This is a genomic window from Bacillus cereus group sp. RP29 (genome assembly GCF_040459765.1).
In the GTDB taxonomy this organism is placed as follows: domain Bacteria; phylum Bacillota; class Bacilli; order Bacillales; family Bacillaceae_G; genus Bacillus_A; species Bacillus_A paranthracis.
Genome location: NZ_JARVHN010000001.1, coordinates 973,530 through 990,920, shown reverse-complemented (window position 1 = coordinate 990,920; position 17,391 = coordinate 973,530). Strand labels below are relative to the sequence as shown.

Genomic DNA, 17,391 nt, shown 5'->3' with positions numbered 1-17,391 from the left:
CAAATTATTGGCGATTAAAAACTACCTGTATTCACGTTTTCTGGACGATCTACAGGTTTTATTAACTTTCCGCCCTTTTCATCTATAAGATTTGCTTTACCATTTACTTCAATAGAAACGCTTTTCACGCCTTTCTTTTCTGTTAAAGATAAAACTAATGACTTCAATACGTAATTTGAAATCATATTTTTATCTGGGTTTATAAATATATTTTCATTAAAGTTTAATGTAAGATTTCCATCTTGTAATTTCGGATTCGTAATGAGCTTAACTCCTGGATTGAAATCGTTCAGAAGAGATTGATGAATCGGCCCTTTTACAAGTTCATCTACAATTGCTGCATAATCATTTTCTTTTCCTTCTACAACTCGGCGTGTTACTGGTACGTAGTATTGCTGTTTATTATTATTTTGTGCCATAAAATAAAGTGTTACTGGTTTTGTATTTGTTACATCCGCTACTTGCTCATCATCGAAGTTAATACCGTTCGCACGGCTCACCCCTTCACCAAGCGGTGTACCACCAACAGGCATCTTCGCTAATTTTTCACCATTTATTTGGAACTGCACTTGTTTTATTTCTTTAAATTGCGTCAACGTCCATGCAATAGATTCAACGATTTGACGTTCTTCCTCTTTTGCATAGTTTTTCATTTCTTTAGAAAAATCAATGACTGCCGTCCCATCTTTTTTCAAGTTTAGGGTCATCGATGTATTCGCCGGAATGACTGCACGGAACCCATTCGGTAACAAATTCGTTACCGGTCCATCTTTCACAAGGTACTCTAACGTTTGCTGAATAACCTCATTTGCTTTCGGAGTAGGTATAGCTAACGTTTGCGGTACAACATAGCCATTTTTATCAACAAGGTATAGTTCTCTATTCACCGTTTGTCCTTGCTTATCTTTCTTAGATACTTCTTTCTTTCCACCCTCTGTATACGTAACTTGTTTTGGCGGATCAATTTGCTCCGTTGCTTTCTCTTGATTTATAAAGCCACACCCTGTTAGTAAAACAGCGCTCACAGTAGCACCAACAACCCATTTAAAAGTGGATTTAGGCATGCCATTCCCCCCTAAAATCTAAGTTTGTACTATTATGTATACGAGCTGTTTCATGTTTTAGAACAAGCTGTGCTCCCTATAAACAAAAAAACTCCTGATTTCTCAGGAGTTCACTTATATGAATTCTATTATTATTCTTTTTCTAAATAAATATGTTTTACATTTTCAATCGGTTGACCGAACCATTTTGATGCAATTTCTTTAAATAGGCCTATTTTTCCTGTTGTTAAGAAGAGATGATCACTTTGTTCCTCTCCCTCATTCAACATTTTACTATGGTATAAAATGGTACTTACTTCACGTGCCGTTTCATCACCAGAACTAATGAGTTGCACTTTATCTCCCATTACTTGTTTAATAACAGGACCTAAAATTGGATAATGTGTACAGCCTAAAATAAGCGTATCAATATCAGTGTTTTTCAGCGGTTGCAACGTTTCTCTTACAACTTCATACGCCATTTCACTTTCGAAATTACCGCTCTCTACAAGCTCAACAAAAGGTGGACACGCTAAACTTTCTACCATAACACGATTATTAATAGACTTTAACGCTTCTTCGTATGCACCACTTTTCACCGTTCCAATCGTTCCAATAATCCCAACATGATACGTGTTTGTCATTTTTAAAGCTGTACGTGATCCTGGGTGAATAACTCCTACCACTGGAATTGGTAATTGTTTCTGCATCTCTTCTAATACAACTGCAGTTGCTGTATTACATGCAATAACTAACATTTTGATATTTAAATCTAGTAAATGCTCCGTCATTTCCCACGTAAATTGACGCACTTCTTCTCGAGAACGTGGACCATAAGGGCAACGTGCTGTATCCCCTAAATATATAATGCGCTCTTTCGGCAACTGACGAATTAATTCCTTCGCCACTGTTAAACCGCCAACTCCTGAATCGATAACACCGATTGCTCTATTCAACTTCATCACCCGTTTTCTCATTCATCATCTTATTTTATCATTATATTTTTCACACTTTAAGTTCGCTCACTTAAACTGCTTCTATATGAAAATTTTCATTTGTACCTGTATAGACTAGGACCTTTTTTATTTTGCTCCTTTTTTTCATAATTTGCAAGACAGAAAAACAACCGACCTTCTATATGAAAGTCGGTTTCTTCTATAATAAAGTACATCTTTAATGCTCCATCTTTTTTTGGAAAGAAGACATTCCTATTAATAAGAAGAAATGAGCAGAAATTAACATGACGATTAAAATAAAATTGAAACGATAACTATTTGTAGATTCCATAATTTTGCTCGCAACAGCTGGTCCAAATGCCATACCGAAAAAGTTAATTAAATTATATAAGCCAAGACCGACTCCAACTTTAGCTGCATGTAATGTTTTCGGTATAAATGTGTTCAATGATACTTGAATGGCAGAATAACTCATAAATGTCAAAATAATCGCCAATACAATAACGACTATACTTCCATTCGGAATAAACCCTAAAATTAAAAAGCCAACAATCATAATGACAGACGCTACATAAATCATATTCACATTTCCAAACGAAGGGACAATCTTTCCAGTAATAAAACTAGACACAATACCAAAGAGTGATGCAACAAATAATACAATTCCGATAACAAATGGAGACAATCCGTGCTCTCTTCCTAACAGTAATGGCAACAATAATAAATTAGCACATAACGCCACATTAATTATAAATCCGACTGTTATTAAACGAAGAAATGCTTTGTTCGAAAACAACTCAATATCGATAAATGGATGCTCCGCTTTCTTCATACGAACCGTGAATAAAAATAAAGAAATTATCGATAACACAAATAGCCAACGATTCATATCGATACCTAGTAAAACAGTCGTAATGAATGCAAATAGTAACGCCGCTCCAATATAATCAAAATGAAACGTTTCATCCGTATGCTGCATTTCTTCTGGCATAAATTTTATAAGCAAGAAAATCCCCACCACTGAAATAACCATAAATAAAAATAAATATGGCCACCCTAGTGTATTTGTAATAGCCCCGCCAACTAAAGGGCCAATACCTACCGCTAATGCAATAGAAGAACTAATCATCGCTAACGCACCAGGCTTCTTATGAGGAATAACTAATTTGGCCACTGCAATCATACTAAGCGCAATAAACGCTGCACCCCCGCTCGCTTGCACTAATCTTGCAAGAATGGTAATCACATAAGATTGATTCATAAATCCAATAATAGAACCCACTACAAATATGATAATCGAAATAATTAATAGTTTTTTTACACTGTAACGATCAGCAAGCTTCCCATATATCATTGAACCAATACCGACAACTAAAGAATAACCTACTACAACCCAACTTACTTTCGATTGACTAATAGATAAATCATGAGCAATATCCTCTAACGCAACATTAAATAAAACCGCATTCATCGGTCCTAATAAAACGATAAAACATAATGTGAAAACAAACCATTTTGAATGATTGTTTATATCTTCCCCCATGTGTAACACCTCTCCTGATTGTAGTAATTGAAAACGAAAAATGAAGTTGTTTAGCTCTTCTATTATCACTAGACAACTTCATCAAATGTATACATTTATCGCGCGACAAATTGAATTCGAAACGAAACATGTACGTTGTTCGATATTCATGGAACTATCATAGTTTCAGCATTACAGTTTGTCAACGAAAAATATACAAAGTAAACTAATTTAGTGTTTTTAGTTTACTTTGTTCAAAAATTGTTATACACTAATTTCGAATCCGATATAAGGAGGACTAACACGGTTATTCAAATTTGCAATTTCTAACTTAATAAAATAATGAACTTGTATACGGAAGAAACATTACAGGAGGATTATGATGAAGAAAAAAATGTTAGTTGTATTAACGAGCGTTGAAAAATATCCAAATTTAAATCGAGCTACTGGCCTTTGGCTTGGTGAAGCTGTTCATTTCGTTAAAAAAGTTGAAGAAGCTGGTTACGAAGTAGATTATGTTAGCCCACAAGGTGGTTATACACCGATTGATCCGCATAGTTTAGCAATGGCGGAGAACATCGATTGGGAATGGTATCAAAAGAAAGAATTTATGAATCGTCTCGGTTCTACAATGAAACCGAGTGAAGTAAATCAGGAAGACTACGCTGCGATTTATTACGCAGGCGGTCACGGTGTAATTTGGGACTTCCCTGAAAATAAAGAACTCCAAATGATTAGCCGTAGCATTTATGAAAATGGCGGAATTGTTTCCTCTGTTTGTCACGGAGCTGCCGGTTTATTTCATATCACATTAAGTAATGGGGAACGCTTAATTAGCGGTAAAAAAGTAACAGGATTCTCAAATGAAGAGGAAAAACTAGCTGAATTAGATCAATTCGTTCCATTTTTAACAGAAGATGAACTCATTAAAAATGGAGGACTTTACGAAAAAGCTGCACAGCCTTGGGAAGCTTTTGCTGTAGAAGATAATCGTGTTATCACTGGTCAAAACCCAGCTTCAGGCGGTCTAGTAGCTGAATTAGTATTACAACACATAAACAAATAACATGTAATAAAAAAAGCAGATTTTCCATTACTATAGGAAAATCTGCTTTTTTTACGAAATCATTTGCAAAATAGCCATAACTTCTTTTTCAATTTCCGAATCATCAATTGCTTCTATATACTCCGGTTTAAACAGTTGATACTTCTTTAGTTGATAAAAATCAAGTATCGCTTTCTTTAACGTAATATCGTACTGAATACAAAAAGAATGATCTATTATACGTCTTAACATCACATCATCTTGCACCATAAATAATTGTGCGTTCATTTTATTAAAGTAACCTTGTTCCATACCAGCTTCAAAAAACATTTGCAAATTATGATTACGATTTTGTTGTGCAGCGACTAACCGATCAGATAAGTGCGGATATGCCTCTTTCAAATCTTGTAAAAAGACATCTGAAATGTATGTCACACATTTTAAAGAGTGAATAAACGTCTTTTGGAAACGTTCTGCAAAAGACATACTTTCATCTTGATTATCCGCATCCCCTTCAAGAAGATAGTTCATAAAATCTTCTACCACAGCTTCAATAATCTCATCTTTTGAAGAAAAACGTTTATATAAAGTAGCTTTACTAATATCCATATACTTCGCAATTTCATCTATTTTCAATTGACTAAAACTCGTTTTTCTAATAACGGGCTTTATTTTATTAATATAAGTATTTGCACACGCAACTTTTCTCATTAAAAGAGCCTCCCCTTTTGTCCATACAAAATAGTATAGCAAATTCACGATTAATTATAAATGAAGTCACTATACTCAATACATCTTTTTAGTTTAAGGGGTCATTTATCCTATAAAAAAAGTGCCCGCTACCTTTATGAGTAACGAGCACTTTTTCTATACTTTATTTACAGCTCTTCTTATAGCTTTCCCTATTTCCATACTAGACTGCGGATTTTGCCCTGTAATTAAACGCCCATCTACTACGACGTGCGGCGTAAAATTTGGAGCAACATAAAACAAAGCCCCTTCTTCTTTCAATTTATTTTCTAACAAAAACGGCACTCGCTTTTCTAAATGCACAGCTTTTTCCTCATCATTTGTATAACCTGTTATATGCTTACCCGCACTAAAAAACGAGCCGTCCTTATTTTTCACACCGACTAAAGAACTTACTCCGTGACAAACAGCCGCTACAATTCGGTTGTTGTTGTACATATTCACAATTAAATTTGCAACATATGGATTACCTGGAAAATCTACAATCGCCCCGTGTCCACCACCAAATAAAACCGCATCATAATCCGAAAAATGAACATTTGAGATTGGTTTCGTATTTTGCAATAAAGAAGCGACATGCTTAAATTCACGAGGTATCCCGTTCGGAATAGAAACTCTATCAATCGGCACTCTACCGCCCTGTATCGACACAATATCAACATCAAACTTAGCCTTTTTAAACAAGTTATAAGGAGCTGCGAGCTCTTCCAGCCACAAACCAGTCGGGTGTCCATTCATATCATGAGCGCTTGTTGAAACTAACAATATCCTTTTCAACATATCCCCTCCTTACTACTTATTTATGTATGGAGTGTTCTTATCATTCATATAACGCATGAAACAAAAAAATAGCCGACTCTTTTATATAAGTCGGCTTTCTTTTTATAACTCGAGCTCTCCCATACGAAGAAGCTCAACAACTGCTTGTGAACGTCCTTTAACCCCTAGCTTTTGCATTGCGTTTGAGATGTGTAGTGATTGCAAACAGAAATCACATTTCTTCCTACTCTTCTCACCAAAAAACCCACATAACAAATTGTGATTTTTTTATTTTATTGAACTATCGAGTCCCGTTATCTAAATAACTTTTCTTTTGCATTAAACCCTATTGCTGAAATAACTATCTTTAAGGGTAAACATAAAGTTATTAATAAAATTCCCAAAATCGACACATGAAATTACGCACTTGAAGTAATCCGTTCCATCAGGTTTGCTGTCTTCAAAAGTGATTTGCAGACTTTCATCAATATGAACTCTCGAATGTGCTAAAGCATTTCTTACCCTTCTACAAATATAATTGCCGTCAGGTCTTCTTTTTCTGCTAGCAATTACATTGAACTTTGATATATCAACAAACGAATAATCCCCATCATTAAAATCTTTTTCTTTTGTGTATACAAATAATAAATAAGATGCCATGAGTAAAACACTAGGGTTAAGTAAATTAATATTCTCATTTTTTTTTAGAAATTCTCTAAGTAATTCATTCACTTTCTTATTCTGATTTTCTGGTTTCAAACATTCTTGTATCCATAATAAACTTATATTACCCTGGACGATTAAGTTCCAATCCGCTAATTTACCTTCTTCATTAATTTGCATAACCAGCCCTCCATTTTCCTAATTTTAAAATTCTAGTTCTAAATATAAGTAGTGCCCTTGTTTCAACAATTCTTATTTTAACTCAAATGTAAATTATGGTAAATTGACTTTTCTTAATTACCCTGCCTGTTACCTCAATAAATCAATATCCAACAATAACAGAACCAAAAAATTAAACAAGTGATGTATCCATATTAATTATTAAATACTGTATCCTTTAATAACTTCATTTGTTTGAGCTACAAAACAACACTCTTCAGGATAGACCAAGATAGAATGATGATAGCTATTCTTGTTAAAAGAATGACTTTTTAGCACGTTCCCATTCTCATGTATAGCCGCGACTATCGTTTCCAAATTATTTGATACTACCCATAGGTAAATGTTCTTATTCGGAATCCATATTACCCTCGATTCAAACGCTTTTGGAAGAGGGCTATACCTCCACAAGACTTCACCTTGATAATTGTAACTTTTTACTTCTGTTTTTGTGACAACCACTAAGCTACTCGATCCCAATGTCATAGATTGAATACTTTCTTGTTCTTTAACTTCAAGGGTTTTCTCTAAATTCATGTTATAGAACGATACCAATCTTGTTCCTATTCGCAATACCAAATTATGTTCCGGTGTTTCATAAGCTTCATAAATAGCCGCCGAAAACTTTAATTCTATTTTACTATTTCGATTTTCCAATTCATATTTTTTCTTGTCTGTTCTTTTTAATCTGAAGTTAGGTAGACTTACATCGTTTAATCCTGCGCCGAACACATTCCGTTTTTCACTTTCGACATCGGATTCAGATATCTTTAGTCTCCACTTTCCTTTGCCGTTGATCTCGAACATACCAGAAACAGACTTCTCCCCTCTATCAGAAGCAAAATGAACAATAGCCCTGTCCTCGGAAATAAAATCTAGATTAAATCCATGAGCATCTACTTTGAATTTATCAAGTTGCTGACCATCTTTTGAATAGGTAACAATATGCCCAGGAAGATAAGTAATTTCCGCTTCTGAAGGTATACTTGTGAACAAAACCTCTCCATCTAAAGATAAAAATAGCGATCACATAGATGAATATATATGGTTTTCCCAAATAATATTTCCACCAAGGTCATAGCACACTAATTTATGACTCAAACGGTCTTTTTCTCTTTGTTTATCAGATAAATTTACCAATTCATTGATTGACTTCCGCGGTCCTTCCTCAACCACATAGACCCTTTGGTTTTTCATGTCAATAACCCGATTACCAAACCACTCTTTTTTATTCTTTATCTCCCATCCCCCCGTAAACTGCTTAGTCGCAGCAATCTCAGGTGCCACCTCACTTTGAACAACAACCTTGTCTACATCCTTAAAGGTTTTAGCCTCAAAATGTTGCCATTGGTGATTTTCAGGAGCTAGCCAAAAATACCCTTGATTATGAACCCCTCCATCAAAAAATACATTTCGACCAAATAAAATGAATAGTTCCATTCCAGGATGCCCTTCTGAACCTGTTATGAGGTTACCGGTATCTTTGTATAGTTCATACAATCTATTATCTTCACATACAACTAAATATTTTTCTTGATTAGGAATCAATTGAATAGTGGAAGCTTGTTTTGGTAACTGTGCTCCATAAATAAATTTCCCATCCCTGTTTAACCAGAAGGTTTCTCCAGATTTAAAAGAGACAACCAATTTATTCTCTATCCAACAGATATACCTACCTTCATTTTTAAATGCATTAATCCATTTGAGCCTCCCACTACTATCCCAGGCAGAAACTCGCCCCTTCTCTTCTAAAATGAACACCATGTCAGTTTTGTAATCATGCGCAAAACCAGCGAATGGCGAATTAAAACTCATTCTCTCAAATCCCATAGTAAATTGAGCTGCTAATTGTTTAGCGGACATACTTATTGCTTCTTCTTCACTTTTTGGCGGTGCAGATAATTCATGTTGAAGCTCTTCTTGTTTCTGTTGTAATTCTTTTTCTTTCAGTTCAGAAATAGCAATTCTCGCTTTCAAATTACCATTATTGTCCAATCGATACAATCTATCCATACTCGAGACAAAAATATCCGTTGAATCTGCTGACACCTCAAGTAAATAAGGCATAAAACTAAGCTCACCAAACATCGTAGAGAATACTTCTTTAAAAGCAATGCCCCATTTTAAATCTCCATTAAAGTCAAAACAATAGAGTTTACCTGGACCGTCATATGTTTCCCGTGTTCCCACTAACCAAAAATCGTTACCTATGGCAAATCTAAAAGGCTGCCATTGAAATTCATATACAATAGCTCGTTGATTCTTATAATGTACAAAAGCAACCTTTTCTTTATCGTGAAGTAGAACACCCATATGATTTACAGCAACAGGATGCATTTTTTCTAATGGCGTTTCTTTTAAATTGATTTGTTGTACTTGCTCTTTAGTAATCATTTCAATAGTTCCTGCCGCTTCGACAACAAGTAAATCTTGATTATGATAAAGATGACGAAATTTCCTACGAGACCTGATTTCAAAATTTATTAATTTAGGATTTTTCTTGGCTACAGAAAAGAACGAATCCCATGTTTGCTTGCTATCCGTTTGTAATAGAATCGTTGATATTGGTCGAATTGTATCCTTATCAATAAAATCGTAATATTTATTTTGTTTAACATTACCTAAATGACGCTCTGAATTCATCATTGGACCATTATTAGACTCCTTAACAGCCGGATTAGAAAATAACTTCTTGATTGTATTGAATATCCCCATAATTATCCCTCTCTGAATAGAATTAATTTATTTTCTCAAAGTATCTCTCTTAACAAATACATTTCTCTAATTAGATACTAACATAAATATATATAACTAAAGCACCCTAATTTCCAGGGTACTTTTGATATGAATCACCTATACCGTTAAAGAATACATATCTTTTAAAGATTAAATAGAAAGAAAAATTGCCGACTTTTATGTAAAAGTCGGCTGCTTTCTTATAGTTCATCCCTCCCATATGAACAAACTCAACTACTGCTTATAAGCGCCTTCTAATCCTAATATTTGAGCTGTTTAGTTTTTACAGATACTAAGAGGAACATCTCCTAAATGCGATATTCATAGCTAACCTGCATAATATCATCCCCTAATATGTCCGTTAAAGAGTTCTTATTTTTAATTGATGAACTCAATCCTGGAGATGAACTATATTCACTAAAAGAATATCGGAAATCCGCAACCATTTCGAGATCCATATCAAAGCGGACCCTTTCTTGCAATTCCTTATAGTCTGATTTAGAAAAATTAATAGGACTTTTTCCATAAAAATAGACAAATTGATAATAGTGTGTACCTTCCAATTTTGATTGATGATTTTCTATTTCCCTTTTCACTAATATACCCATACAAGAAATCTCTCCATTATATTTATCCTTCATACAAACTGGATAAGATTCTAAAAGTGTATCTTCTTCAAGATTTATATCATTCAAAATATACATTTTTCATATCCCCCTTTATTCCATATCATTAAAAAATATGCAAGGAAAATGAATATATAACTACTTGTACAATATTATTTTCTAATACAAAAATTAAGAAGGAATATGTATAATATCCCTTCTTATAATGGACTTTCAAAAGTGTATGTAATATCTATCGCTCCATCTTGATGAATACTTATTTTTTGAATTAACGCTTGAAATACATGAATCAAATCTTGCTCTTGCTTTTGTAACTGCTCAAAAGCTTGTTTTATCGTTTGAATATCAATTTGAACATGATTACCATTTTGTATTACCAGTAACTCATGATTCGCTTTGGTTATTTCCGCTTCAAGATCGTTCCGTTTTTGTTCAAACTCTCCTTTATTAATAAGTTCTTCTAAGTACAAATCTAGCAGTGCTTTTTTCTTTTGCTGATTTGTACTCACAAGCTGTTGCAACTTCTTTATATTTTTCTCTTGCCCCTTTTCAACATTACTTTGAAGTCTTAAAGAAACAGACTCTCCTTTTCCCACTAATAAATTTATAATGAACTGACGAAAATGCCCATATTGAATTGGCACATGATTTACACAACCATGTTTTCCTGCCCGACGATATTGAGAACACTTTAAATATTTCCATTCTGTTCGCTCCCCACTTTTCTTTTTCAAATGAGACTGTACAATTACCATATTAGAACCACAAACCGCGCATTTTGCTAGATTGCGAAATTCATTCCAAGCTGTGATTTTCGTTTTATTTGTTTTATTTTTTTTTCGATTCGCTTGATTCCATATCTCTTCTTCCACAATCTTTGGGTGATGGTTAGGAAAAACAAACCATTTTTCTTTTGGGTTCCGGATTTGTTTTTTCTTACCGCCAACTTTTACTGAAGTATATTGGTTTAAAATAAAAGTTCCTTTATAAATTGCACTTTGAAGGATTCTTTGAACCGATGTCATTTGCCAGTTCTTTTTAGTTTTCGACTTTATACCCAATCGATTTAATTCATTTGTTATCTTTTTATATCCCAAACCTTCGCAATACCATTTATACATCATTTTGACAACTTGCGCTTCCTCCTCATTAATCACCAATTTTTGCTCTTCACGATTATACCCATATGGAATTTTCCCGATATGCTCCCCGCGACGAACTTTTACCGCCAATGCTGCCGTAATACTAGAAGAAAGCGTTCTACTGTATTGAGCCGAAAACAAAGACCAAAGTTCAAATGCCATATCGTTTTTGCCAGCCTTTATAGAATCGTAGCCTTCTTCAACAGAAATAATTCGAACATGATGAGCTAAAAATACTTCGCGAATTTCTAACGAATCCTTCAAATCCCTCGCTAAACGGGAAATAGATTTAAAAACAACCATATTAATTTCTTTTGCTTTTGCCTTTTTTAACAGTAATTGAATAGATGGTCTGTCTACAAATAAAGTTCCACTTACCCCTTCATCTTTAAAAACACGTTTCTCATCCCAATTGAATCCATTTCGTTCTAACCAGTTCCGGCAGATATCTATTTGGTTTTCGACAGATGAAACTTGTTCATCTCGGTCAGTTGACACACGAACATATACTGCGTAAGACTCCACTGCTTTCACCTTCCCATCTCCGAACCACTAGACTACCGAATTTCATATGAAAAATTTTTATCCTTTTATAAAAGATATGACATTCTGCTGTTTTTTCATTACTAATATTAAAACAGCTTGTTTTAATATTAGTATGTCTTTAACAAGGTATAAAATTCATTTCAGTAAAAACATTTCATGGAAATGAATTTATAAAAAATAAAAAAACATTGCGAGATTTTTTTTGTACCACAAGTGCCCTTATTTACTACATAGAAGAACCTTAAATCACGCGTTTAGGAATTGAGAACAAAAGACGGGATAGCGTCAAATCATATATTTTAATATTAAGAAAAACAAAAAAATATATCACCTATGGAATTATTCGATAAATTTTTGGGGAACAAAAAGAAAATCAAAACTCTTTCGGAAAAATAAATCGGTTCAAAAAACAGTAAAGAACATTCTTTACCGAGCTCAATCAAAAGCAAAAAAACCCCAATCATAAGTAGAAAACCTATTGGTTTTCTACTTATGATTGGGGTTTTATCCATATAAAGGTAAAACATAAGAAATTGTCTCCAAAAGTTCATTTTTAACGACCTTTTGGGACAACCTCTTTTTATCATTATCGCGAGAAGCTCACCACTTCAACGTTAGAAAGTAGCAAGGGACCTACTTACTAAAACTTGAACACTCGTTTGAACCATGTATCTTTTTCTTTACTCGTTATGACCATTGTCGCTATTTTACCTAACATATCTGTTAATCCGCTTTCAAATTCTATCGTTTCATCATCTGTATCTGTATAAGCATGAACAAATTCATGAATTAACGTTCCAGTATATGCTTCAACACTTTTCAATTGGCTTCTTTTTATGATAATGGTACGGTCCGATTTATCCCATAATCCTAACGCATCTGATCCAGTAAAGCTATCAGGTCTCATGGTTTCAGAAATCTTGATTTCCTTTACAGGTTTTATATTTTTCGGAAACCATCCTTGAATCACATGTTTTAACTCATAAATTTCCTTTTCTTTTTTACTTAAGTCTTTTTCATCTACAAATTTAAATTCAAAACTATCATTCCAATGCACTGAATAGTAATCCAAATTCACGATTTCATTTCCAGAAATATCTTTTGCTTTGGATAATTTGAGTGCAAGCGTTTCTGGTATGGTAACAATTCTATGCCCTTCATCTTTCGCATAATTGATATATTTACTGCCCCCGATTAAGTCATCCGAGGTTAAAAACAATATTTTTTCTTTCGAGTTTAAAATCTTACATGCGTGCAGTTGCACATCTATCCATTGCAGCTCATCATGAGAGTTACCTTTTTGAATTTTTTCAAGATCGCTTACCAATTTTTCCGCAAATACAGATCCAGTACATGCCAGTAAGATGGATTTCATTCGATCCGAATACGCACTTCTTCCTACATTTGTTCTTTCTCTGTTTAACGATTTTAAAAGTTTTTTAGTTGGTGAAGTAATATTGTAGGAAAACAGCAAATTTTCTTCCTCAGCTACGCAGAGTCCATTCACATAAATGCGAGATTCCTTATTATCCACTTTTTCGAGTAAAGCGCCATATTTTGTTTCTTCAATCACTTGTTCTCCTGAATATAACAAGAAAAAATCTTTCGCTTTTTCAATATCTGAATCTTGCAGCCCTCCTAAAATAAATTCGGTCCCAACCATATTGCAATTCGAAGGTTCTTGAACGATTGCATGCAATGTCGTAATATCCGCAAATCCTTCTTTTGATAACTTTTTAATTGTAATGTCATTATACTTAGATTTTATCAATACATGTATGTTTCTTCTATCAAAGGTTGCCAAAGCGTCTTTCAATCCGACTCCAAATTTTCCAATTACTTTTTCAACACGGCTCATTTTTTCTTTATTTTCGTTTTGTGTTAAATGATTATGTTTTAGCCCTCTTCCATAATCTTTAATATGCCATTTTCCATCATCATCTTTCCATATAATAGGTTCTTTTGTTTCACTTAAATTCGATTCATCCAATGCATTCGCGATGATTTCCCTTAATGCATGTGCTACAGTCCAATGTTCCAAAACTTTTTCAATGTTTAAGTCGAATTTCTTCATCCTTGTACACCTTTTCCTTTTTGACATGATTCGTTCTTATTATTTGTTTCTTTATTTTATATTTCATATTTTATAATAATAGAGTTTCTTATACAAAGTTAAGACCATAACACTCAAAAATAAAAAGATGTAGTAACCTACAAAAGAATTAATTTATACGCTGATCAAATTGTCTTCACATAGAAATTATGTATAAAAATGACTATTCAATTAACTCCTCTTTCCATATATGTTATATACTAATAATATAAAATTAAAAATATTCAATTAGAAAGGGAGTGTTTGCATTGAAACACGGCAAACTATTTTATTTCACCAATCCGCATCCCGATCTGCCTATGGATGAACGATATGTTGCGGAGACTGATACAGGTATCAAAGAATCTTTTGTACATAAAAATGATGCATTACTGTTTTTATTTGACCACGGAGTACGTTCTTATCAATCTTTCACAAAAGAAATCTCTGCATATAAAAACTTAAAAAACATTCCTATTTACGAATTATGGCATTTAGAAAATAGAATAGGCTATGTACTCTTCGGATTTGAATCCTATATAGATTCGGAAGGAAATACAAACAAACGAAAATCTTATATATGGCGATTCGTCGGGCATGGACGTAGTTGTTTTGCGCCCACTCGTGAAGAACTGACTCAAAAGATATTAGACGAGATTCATAAACATGTGGCAGATCCCGAAGAACGTGGTTACAACATATACCCTTATTACACGCGTTATTATCGAGAAGGCGGTGCAAAATGCATAATTTCGTAGCTTTTGATTTTGAGACTGCTAACCATCATCGTCATAGCATTTGTGCTGTTGGTATGGTCTTTGTCGAAAATGGAGAAATCATTGATACCCTCTATGAATTAATTAATCCAGAAGAAGATTTTGACTATTATAATATCGCTATTCACGGAATTACACCAAGTGATGTAAAAGACGCCCTCACATTTCCAGAATTTTATGAAGCGTATAAAAAAAGATTTGAAAACAAATTATTAGTCGCTCATTATCTTCCTTTTGATGGATACGCACTCCGGGATAGTTTAAGACGGTATGAACTTCCATCTGTTTATAACAACTTACTTTGTACATACCAACTATCAAAAAAATTAATAACCGGAGAAAAGAGCTATACCTTAAAATACCTTTGCAAACATTTTAGCATTGAATTAAATAACCATCATAATGCTTTGGAAGATGCAAGGGCTTGTGCTCAACTCATGTTACAACTATCTCATAAATATGATCTACCAAATATAGAAGAAATTTATTCCAAAACACACATTAGAACTGGCGAAATCTCTGGTAACACCTATAGATCTTCATTAGTTCAATCTCAATCCTACTCCTCTTTAAATTTAAAAGATATTAACGTAGCAACAGAAGTATCTGAAGATCATCCTTTTTATCAAAAACATATCGTATTTACAGGCAAATTAAATGCGTATACTCGTATAGAAGCCGCACAGTTAATTGCTAATAAAGGTGGCATTCCACAAAACGGTATTAACAAAAACACTAACTATATTATCATCGGAGATTTCGACAACGTGATGATAAAAGGAAATAAATCTTCTAAATTAGAGAAAGCAGAAAAATTGATTGCACAGGGGAAGGAGCTTGAAATTATTAGCGAAGAAGAATTTATGAGAATGTTGTAGTTGAATAAGTTGACACTAAAAATGATATAAAAATCTAATACTTTCATATAAAATAATAATCATACAACAAGATATACATCATGAAGCACAGAAGAAAGGAGAATTTTCATGGCGAAAAATGGAGAACCTGGAAAAGGACGTATTGGCGCAGTAAAAGGGCGTAGCCAATTACAAGGTCCAAACGGAAATTGGATTAAGCGTGACAGCGCAACCGGACGATTCCTTGACCAAAAAACAAGTAGTACAACACCTTTCAAAGGTGTTAGAAAAGAAAAGTAACCAAACTAAAAATAAACAGCTATCGTAGGAGATAGCTGTTTATTTTTCTTACCATTACATTTATTATAACTAATATATAGATTATTAAATGTTAAATCAAATTTACAGTAAGGAGTGTTACTAATGATGACCGACGCAGAAAGATATCATTCTTTTAACAGCGTAAAACAAAGTACCAACGTTTTAGTATCCCAATGGCAAAAAAGGTGGTTAACTGGTTTTAAATATGATGCATCAACAATCGAATTTTTTCCTCCGAAGCCATTTATAAATCTAAGCTCAATGCAACAAGCTGCATTACTTAAAAATATTAGATATGTTCATCACGCTGTACTCGCATCTGTTTTTCAAATGACTCCAGAAAATAAAAAAGTGCCATTCGATGTAGTAGATAACTTGATTTTAGAACAACTAAATCATTATAACCGTAAATTAGGGTTATGTATTTATGCAAGTGCATTATTATACTGTCTCTTACGTGAAGAATTCGCACTTGATAATAAACATTTAAAGTACGTACAAGGTTTTGCACGGACTAAACCTTCTAAAAATTATAAGTTACCTTCAACAGGCGAAGGTTCAGACTTGATGCACACATTACATGCATTTGTTTTATATCAAAATTCTGTCATCGATACCTCTACTATACAACTGGAGAAATATTTAGATTTCTCCCTTAAGCCTCCTTTTGTTTTAGGAGAGCAAGGATACAAGGAAGAAACATTTACATATCATGGATTTAAAGAGTATCCTCAAACCCCACTAAAATACGCAAAAACTTTGCTAAAGAAGTAGGAATGACATACAAAGAATGGATTACACATCATCAAACGCAAGCCAAAATATTTTCACAAGTAAAAGTTCATTAATAATAACACCTTCCTTATATAAGGAAGGTATTATTAACATGTTAATATAATCTATATCATAATAGTGTTTTGAAAAAAATAAGCTCTTATTATAAATGTTACATAACATATTCTTCTTACTTATTTCAAGAGTCACTACTAAACCTCAAATATACACCGGATTAATTCACCCCAAAACCGTAACCCAAAAATATAATTCATCTTTCTACCGAGAATCAAAAATCAGAATATTCTTTATTTAAAACCAAAAAGACAAACCTTACATCTCATAAGGTCTCGTCCCACTTTTTCAAAAAACTACTCGGTATTAAGTTAGTAATGGTATACCATTACTAACTTAATACCGAGTAAACGTTTTTCTTGGCATAACTCCTTCACCTTTTTGCCGAGAAAAATATTTTCTTTGAAACTAGCATATTTCTAAATGACAACATATAGCACGTCCATATTTGTGATATTAAAAAGCAATAAAAAGAAACTCAAATTTCCG

At 33.5% G+C, this 17,391-nt stretch carries 16 protein-coding genes and 1 pseudogene; 5 read left to right on the top strand and 12 right to left on the bottom strand.

The window, feature by feature from the left end; all coding sequences use genetic code 11:
• Window positions 1–14: 14 nt before the first annotated feature.
• The 3 genes from gerM to QCI47_RS05140 form a co-directional block, all read right to left on the bottom strand.
• Window positions 15–1,064 (bottom strand): spore germination protein GerM, encoded by a 1,050-nt coding sequence (gene gerM, locus QCI47_RS05150; protein WP_001126762.1) that lies wholly within the window; start codon window positions 1,062–1,064, stop codon window positions 15–17.
• Between the two features lie 131 nt (window positions 1,065–1,195).
• On the bottom strand, window positions 1,196–2,005 hold the full coding sequence (gene racE / locus QCI47_RS05145; protein WP_000773996.1) for a glutamate racemase: 810 nt from the start codon (window positions 2,003–2,005) through the stop codon (window positions 1,196–1,198).
• A 211-nt stretch (window positions 2,006–2,216) separates the two neighbouring features.
• Window positions 2,217–3,542 (bottom strand): MFS transporter, encoded by a 1,326-nt coding sequence (locus QCI47_RS05140; protein ID WP_000503384.1) that lies wholly within the window; start codon window positions 3,540–3,542, stop codon window positions 2,217–2,219.
• Between the two features lie 361 nt (window positions 3,543–3,903).
• Between QCI47_RS05140 and QCI47_RS05135 the strand changes: the two genes are divergently transcribed.
• The gene (locus tag QCI47_RS05135; RefSeq protein ID WP_071741882.1) at window positions 3,904–4,587 is read left to right on the top strand and encodes a type 1 glutamine amidotransferase domain-containing protein; all 684 of its coding nucleotides are present in this window, start codon (window positions 3,904–3,906) and stop codon (window positions 4,585–4,587) included.
• 51 nt (window positions 4,588–4,638) lie between these two features.
• Here QCI47_RS05135 and QCI47_RS05130 read toward each other — a convergent pair whose 3' ends face one another.
• The 9 genes and pseudogenes from QCI47_RS05130 to QCI47_RS05090 all read right to left on the bottom strand — a co-directional run bounded on the left by QCI47_RS05130 (window position 4,639) and on the right by QCI47_RS05090 (window position 14,081).
• Window positions 4,639–5,277: a TetR/AcrR family transcriptional regulator gene (locus QCI47_RS05130; RefSeq protein WP_001233027.1), complete on the bottom strand. Its 639-nt coding sequence runs from the start codon at window positions 5,275–5,277 to the stop codon at window positions 4,639–4,641.
• A gap of 156 nt (window positions 5,278–5,433) precedes the next feature.
• The gene (locus QCI47_RS05125) at window positions 5,434–6,096 is read right to left on the bottom strand and encodes a type 1 glutamine amidotransferase domain-containing protein (RefSeq protein WP_000919613.1); all 663 of its coding nucleotides are present in this window, start codon (window positions 6,094–6,096) and stop codon (window positions 5,434–5,436) included.
• 102 nt (window positions 6,097–6,198) lie between these two features.
• Window positions 6,199–6,288 (bottom strand): annotated as a pseudogene (gerE, locus tag QCI47_RS05120) (spore germination transcription factor GerE); the annotation flags it as partial.
• Window positions 6,289–6,414: 126 nt separating this feature from the next.
• Complete coding sequence (locus QCI47_RS05115; RefSeq protein ID WP_088106402.1) at window positions 6,415–6,918, bottom strand: hypothetical protein; 504 nt, start codon at window positions 6,916–6,918, stop codon at window positions 6,415–6,417.
• Between the two features lie 201 nt (window positions 6,919–7,119).
• Window positions 7,120–7,953, bottom strand: coding sequence for a hypothetical protein (locus QCI47_RS05110; protein WP_258959474.1), 834 nt, complete (start codon window positions 7,951–7,953; stop codon window positions 7,120–7,122).
• Window positions 7,954–7,983: 30 nt separating this feature from the next.
• A complete protein-coding gene (locus QCI47_RS05105; protein ID WP_258959473.1) occupies window positions 7,984–9,672 on the bottom strand; it encodes a hypothetical protein in 1,689 nt (562 codons plus the stop codon).
• 329 nt (window positions 9,673–10,001) lie between these two features.
• On the bottom strand, window positions 10,002–10,397 hold the full coding sequence (locus QCI47_RS05100) for a hypothetical protein (RefSeq protein WP_088106401.1): 396 nt from the start codon (window positions 10,395–10,397) through the stop codon (window positions 10,002–10,004).
• Window positions 10,398–10,519: 122 nt separating this feature from the next.
• Window positions 10,520–11,995 (bottom strand): recombinase family protein, encoded by a 1,476-nt coding sequence (locus tag QCI47_RS05095; RefSeq protein ID WP_000648666.1) that lies wholly within the window; start codon window positions 11,993–11,995, stop codon window positions 10,520–10,522.
• A 652-nt stretch (window positions 11,996–12,647) separates the two neighbouring features.
• The gene (locus QCI47_RS05090; RefSeq protein WP_088106399.1) at window positions 12,648–14,081 is read right to left on the bottom strand and encodes an ATP-binding protein; all 1,434 of its coding nucleotides are present in this window, start codon (window positions 14,079–14,081) and stop codon (window positions 12,648–12,650) included.
• A gap of 278 nt (window positions 14,082–14,359) precedes the next feature.
• Between QCI47_RS05090 and QCI47_RS05085 the strand changes: the two genes are divergently transcribed.
• The 4 genes from QCI47_RS05085 to QCI47_RS05070 all read left to right on the top strand — a co-directional run bounded on the left by QCI47_RS05085 (window position 14,360) and on the right by QCI47_RS05070 (window position 16,827).
• The gene (locus QCI47_RS05085) at window positions 14,360–14,857 is read left to right on the top strand and encodes a hypothetical protein (RefSeq protein ID WP_088106398.1); all 498 of its coding nucleotides are present in this window, start codon (window positions 14,360–14,362) and stop codon (window positions 14,855–14,857) included.
• Window positions 14,842–15,753, top strand: a complete 912-nt coding sequence (locus tag QCI47_RS05080; protein ID WP_000551413.1) for an exonuclease domain-containing protein — start codon at window positions 14,842–14,844, stop codon at window positions 15,751–15,753. Before QCI47_RS05085 ends, QCI47_RS05080 begins: the two co-directional genes overlap by 16 nt.
• Window positions 15,754–15,861: 108 nt before the next feature.
• A complete protein-coding gene (locus tag QCI47_RS05075) occupies window positions 15,862–16,032 on the top strand; it encodes a hypothetical protein (protein ID WP_001097071.1) in 171 nt (56 codons plus the stop codon).
• A gap of 123 nt (window positions 16,033–16,155) precedes the next feature.
• Window positions 16,156–16,827 (top strand): hypothetical protein, encoded by a 672-nt coding sequence (locus QCI47_RS05070; RefSeq protein ID WP_088106397.1) that lies wholly within the window; start codon window positions 16,156–16,158, stop codon window positions 16,825–16,827.
• Window positions 16,828–17,391 lie beyond the last annotated feature (564 nt).

Bases quoted from the DNA above. Each gene is read 5' to 3' on its own strand.
- QCI47_RS05075 (WP_001097071.1), top strand. From the start codon at position 15,862: ATGGCGAAAAATGGAGAACCTGGAAAAGGACGTATTGGCGCAGTAAAA.
- QCI47_RS05125 (WP_000919613.1), bottom strand. From the start codon at position 6,096: ATGTTGAAAAGGATATTGTTAGTTTCAACAAGCGCTCATGATATGAAT.
- QCI47_RS05135 (WP_071741882.1), top strand. From the start codon at position 3,904: ATGAAGAAAAAAATGTTAGTTGTATTAACGAGCGTTGAAAAATATCCA.
- QCI47_RS05140 (WP_000503384.1), bottom strand. From the start codon at position 3,542: ATGGGGGAAGATATAAACAATCATTCAAAATGGTTTGTTTTCACATTA.
- racE (WP_000773996.1), bottom strand. From the start codon at position 2,005: ATGAAGTTGAATAGAGCAATCGGTGTTATCGATTCAGGAGTTGGCGGT.
- QCI47_RS05130 (WP_001233027.1), bottom strand. From the start codon at position 5,277: ATGAGAAAAGTTGCGTGTGCAAATACTTATATTAATAAAATAAAGCCC.
- QCI47_RS05090 (WP_088106399.1), bottom strand. From the start codon at position 14,081: ATGAAGAAATTCGACTTAAACATTGAAAAAGTTTTGGAACATTGGACT.
- QCI47_RS05115 (WP_088106402.1), bottom strand. From the start codon at position 6,918: ATGCAAATTAATGAAGAAGGTAAATTAGCGGATTGGAACTTAATCGTC.
- QCI47_RS05105 (WP_258959473.1), bottom strand. From the start codon at position 9,672: ATGGGGATATTCAATACAATCAAGAAGTTATTTTCTAATCCGGCTGTT.
- QCI47_RS05070 (WP_088106397.1), top strand. From the start codon at position 16,156: ATGATGACCGACGCAGAAAGATATCATTCTTTTAACAGCGTAAAACAA.
- QCI47_RS05100 (WP_088106401.1), bottom strand. From the start codon at position 10,397: ATGTATATTTTGAATGATATAAATCTTGAAGAAGATACACTTTTAGAA.
- gerM (WP_001126762.1), bottom strand. From the start codon at position 1,064: ATGCCTAAATCCACTTTTAAATGGGTTGTTGGTGCTACTGTGAGCGCT.
- QCI47_RS05080 (WP_000551413.1), top strand. From the start codon at position 14,842: ATGCATAATTTCGTAGCTTTTGATTTTGAGACTGCTAACCATCATCGT.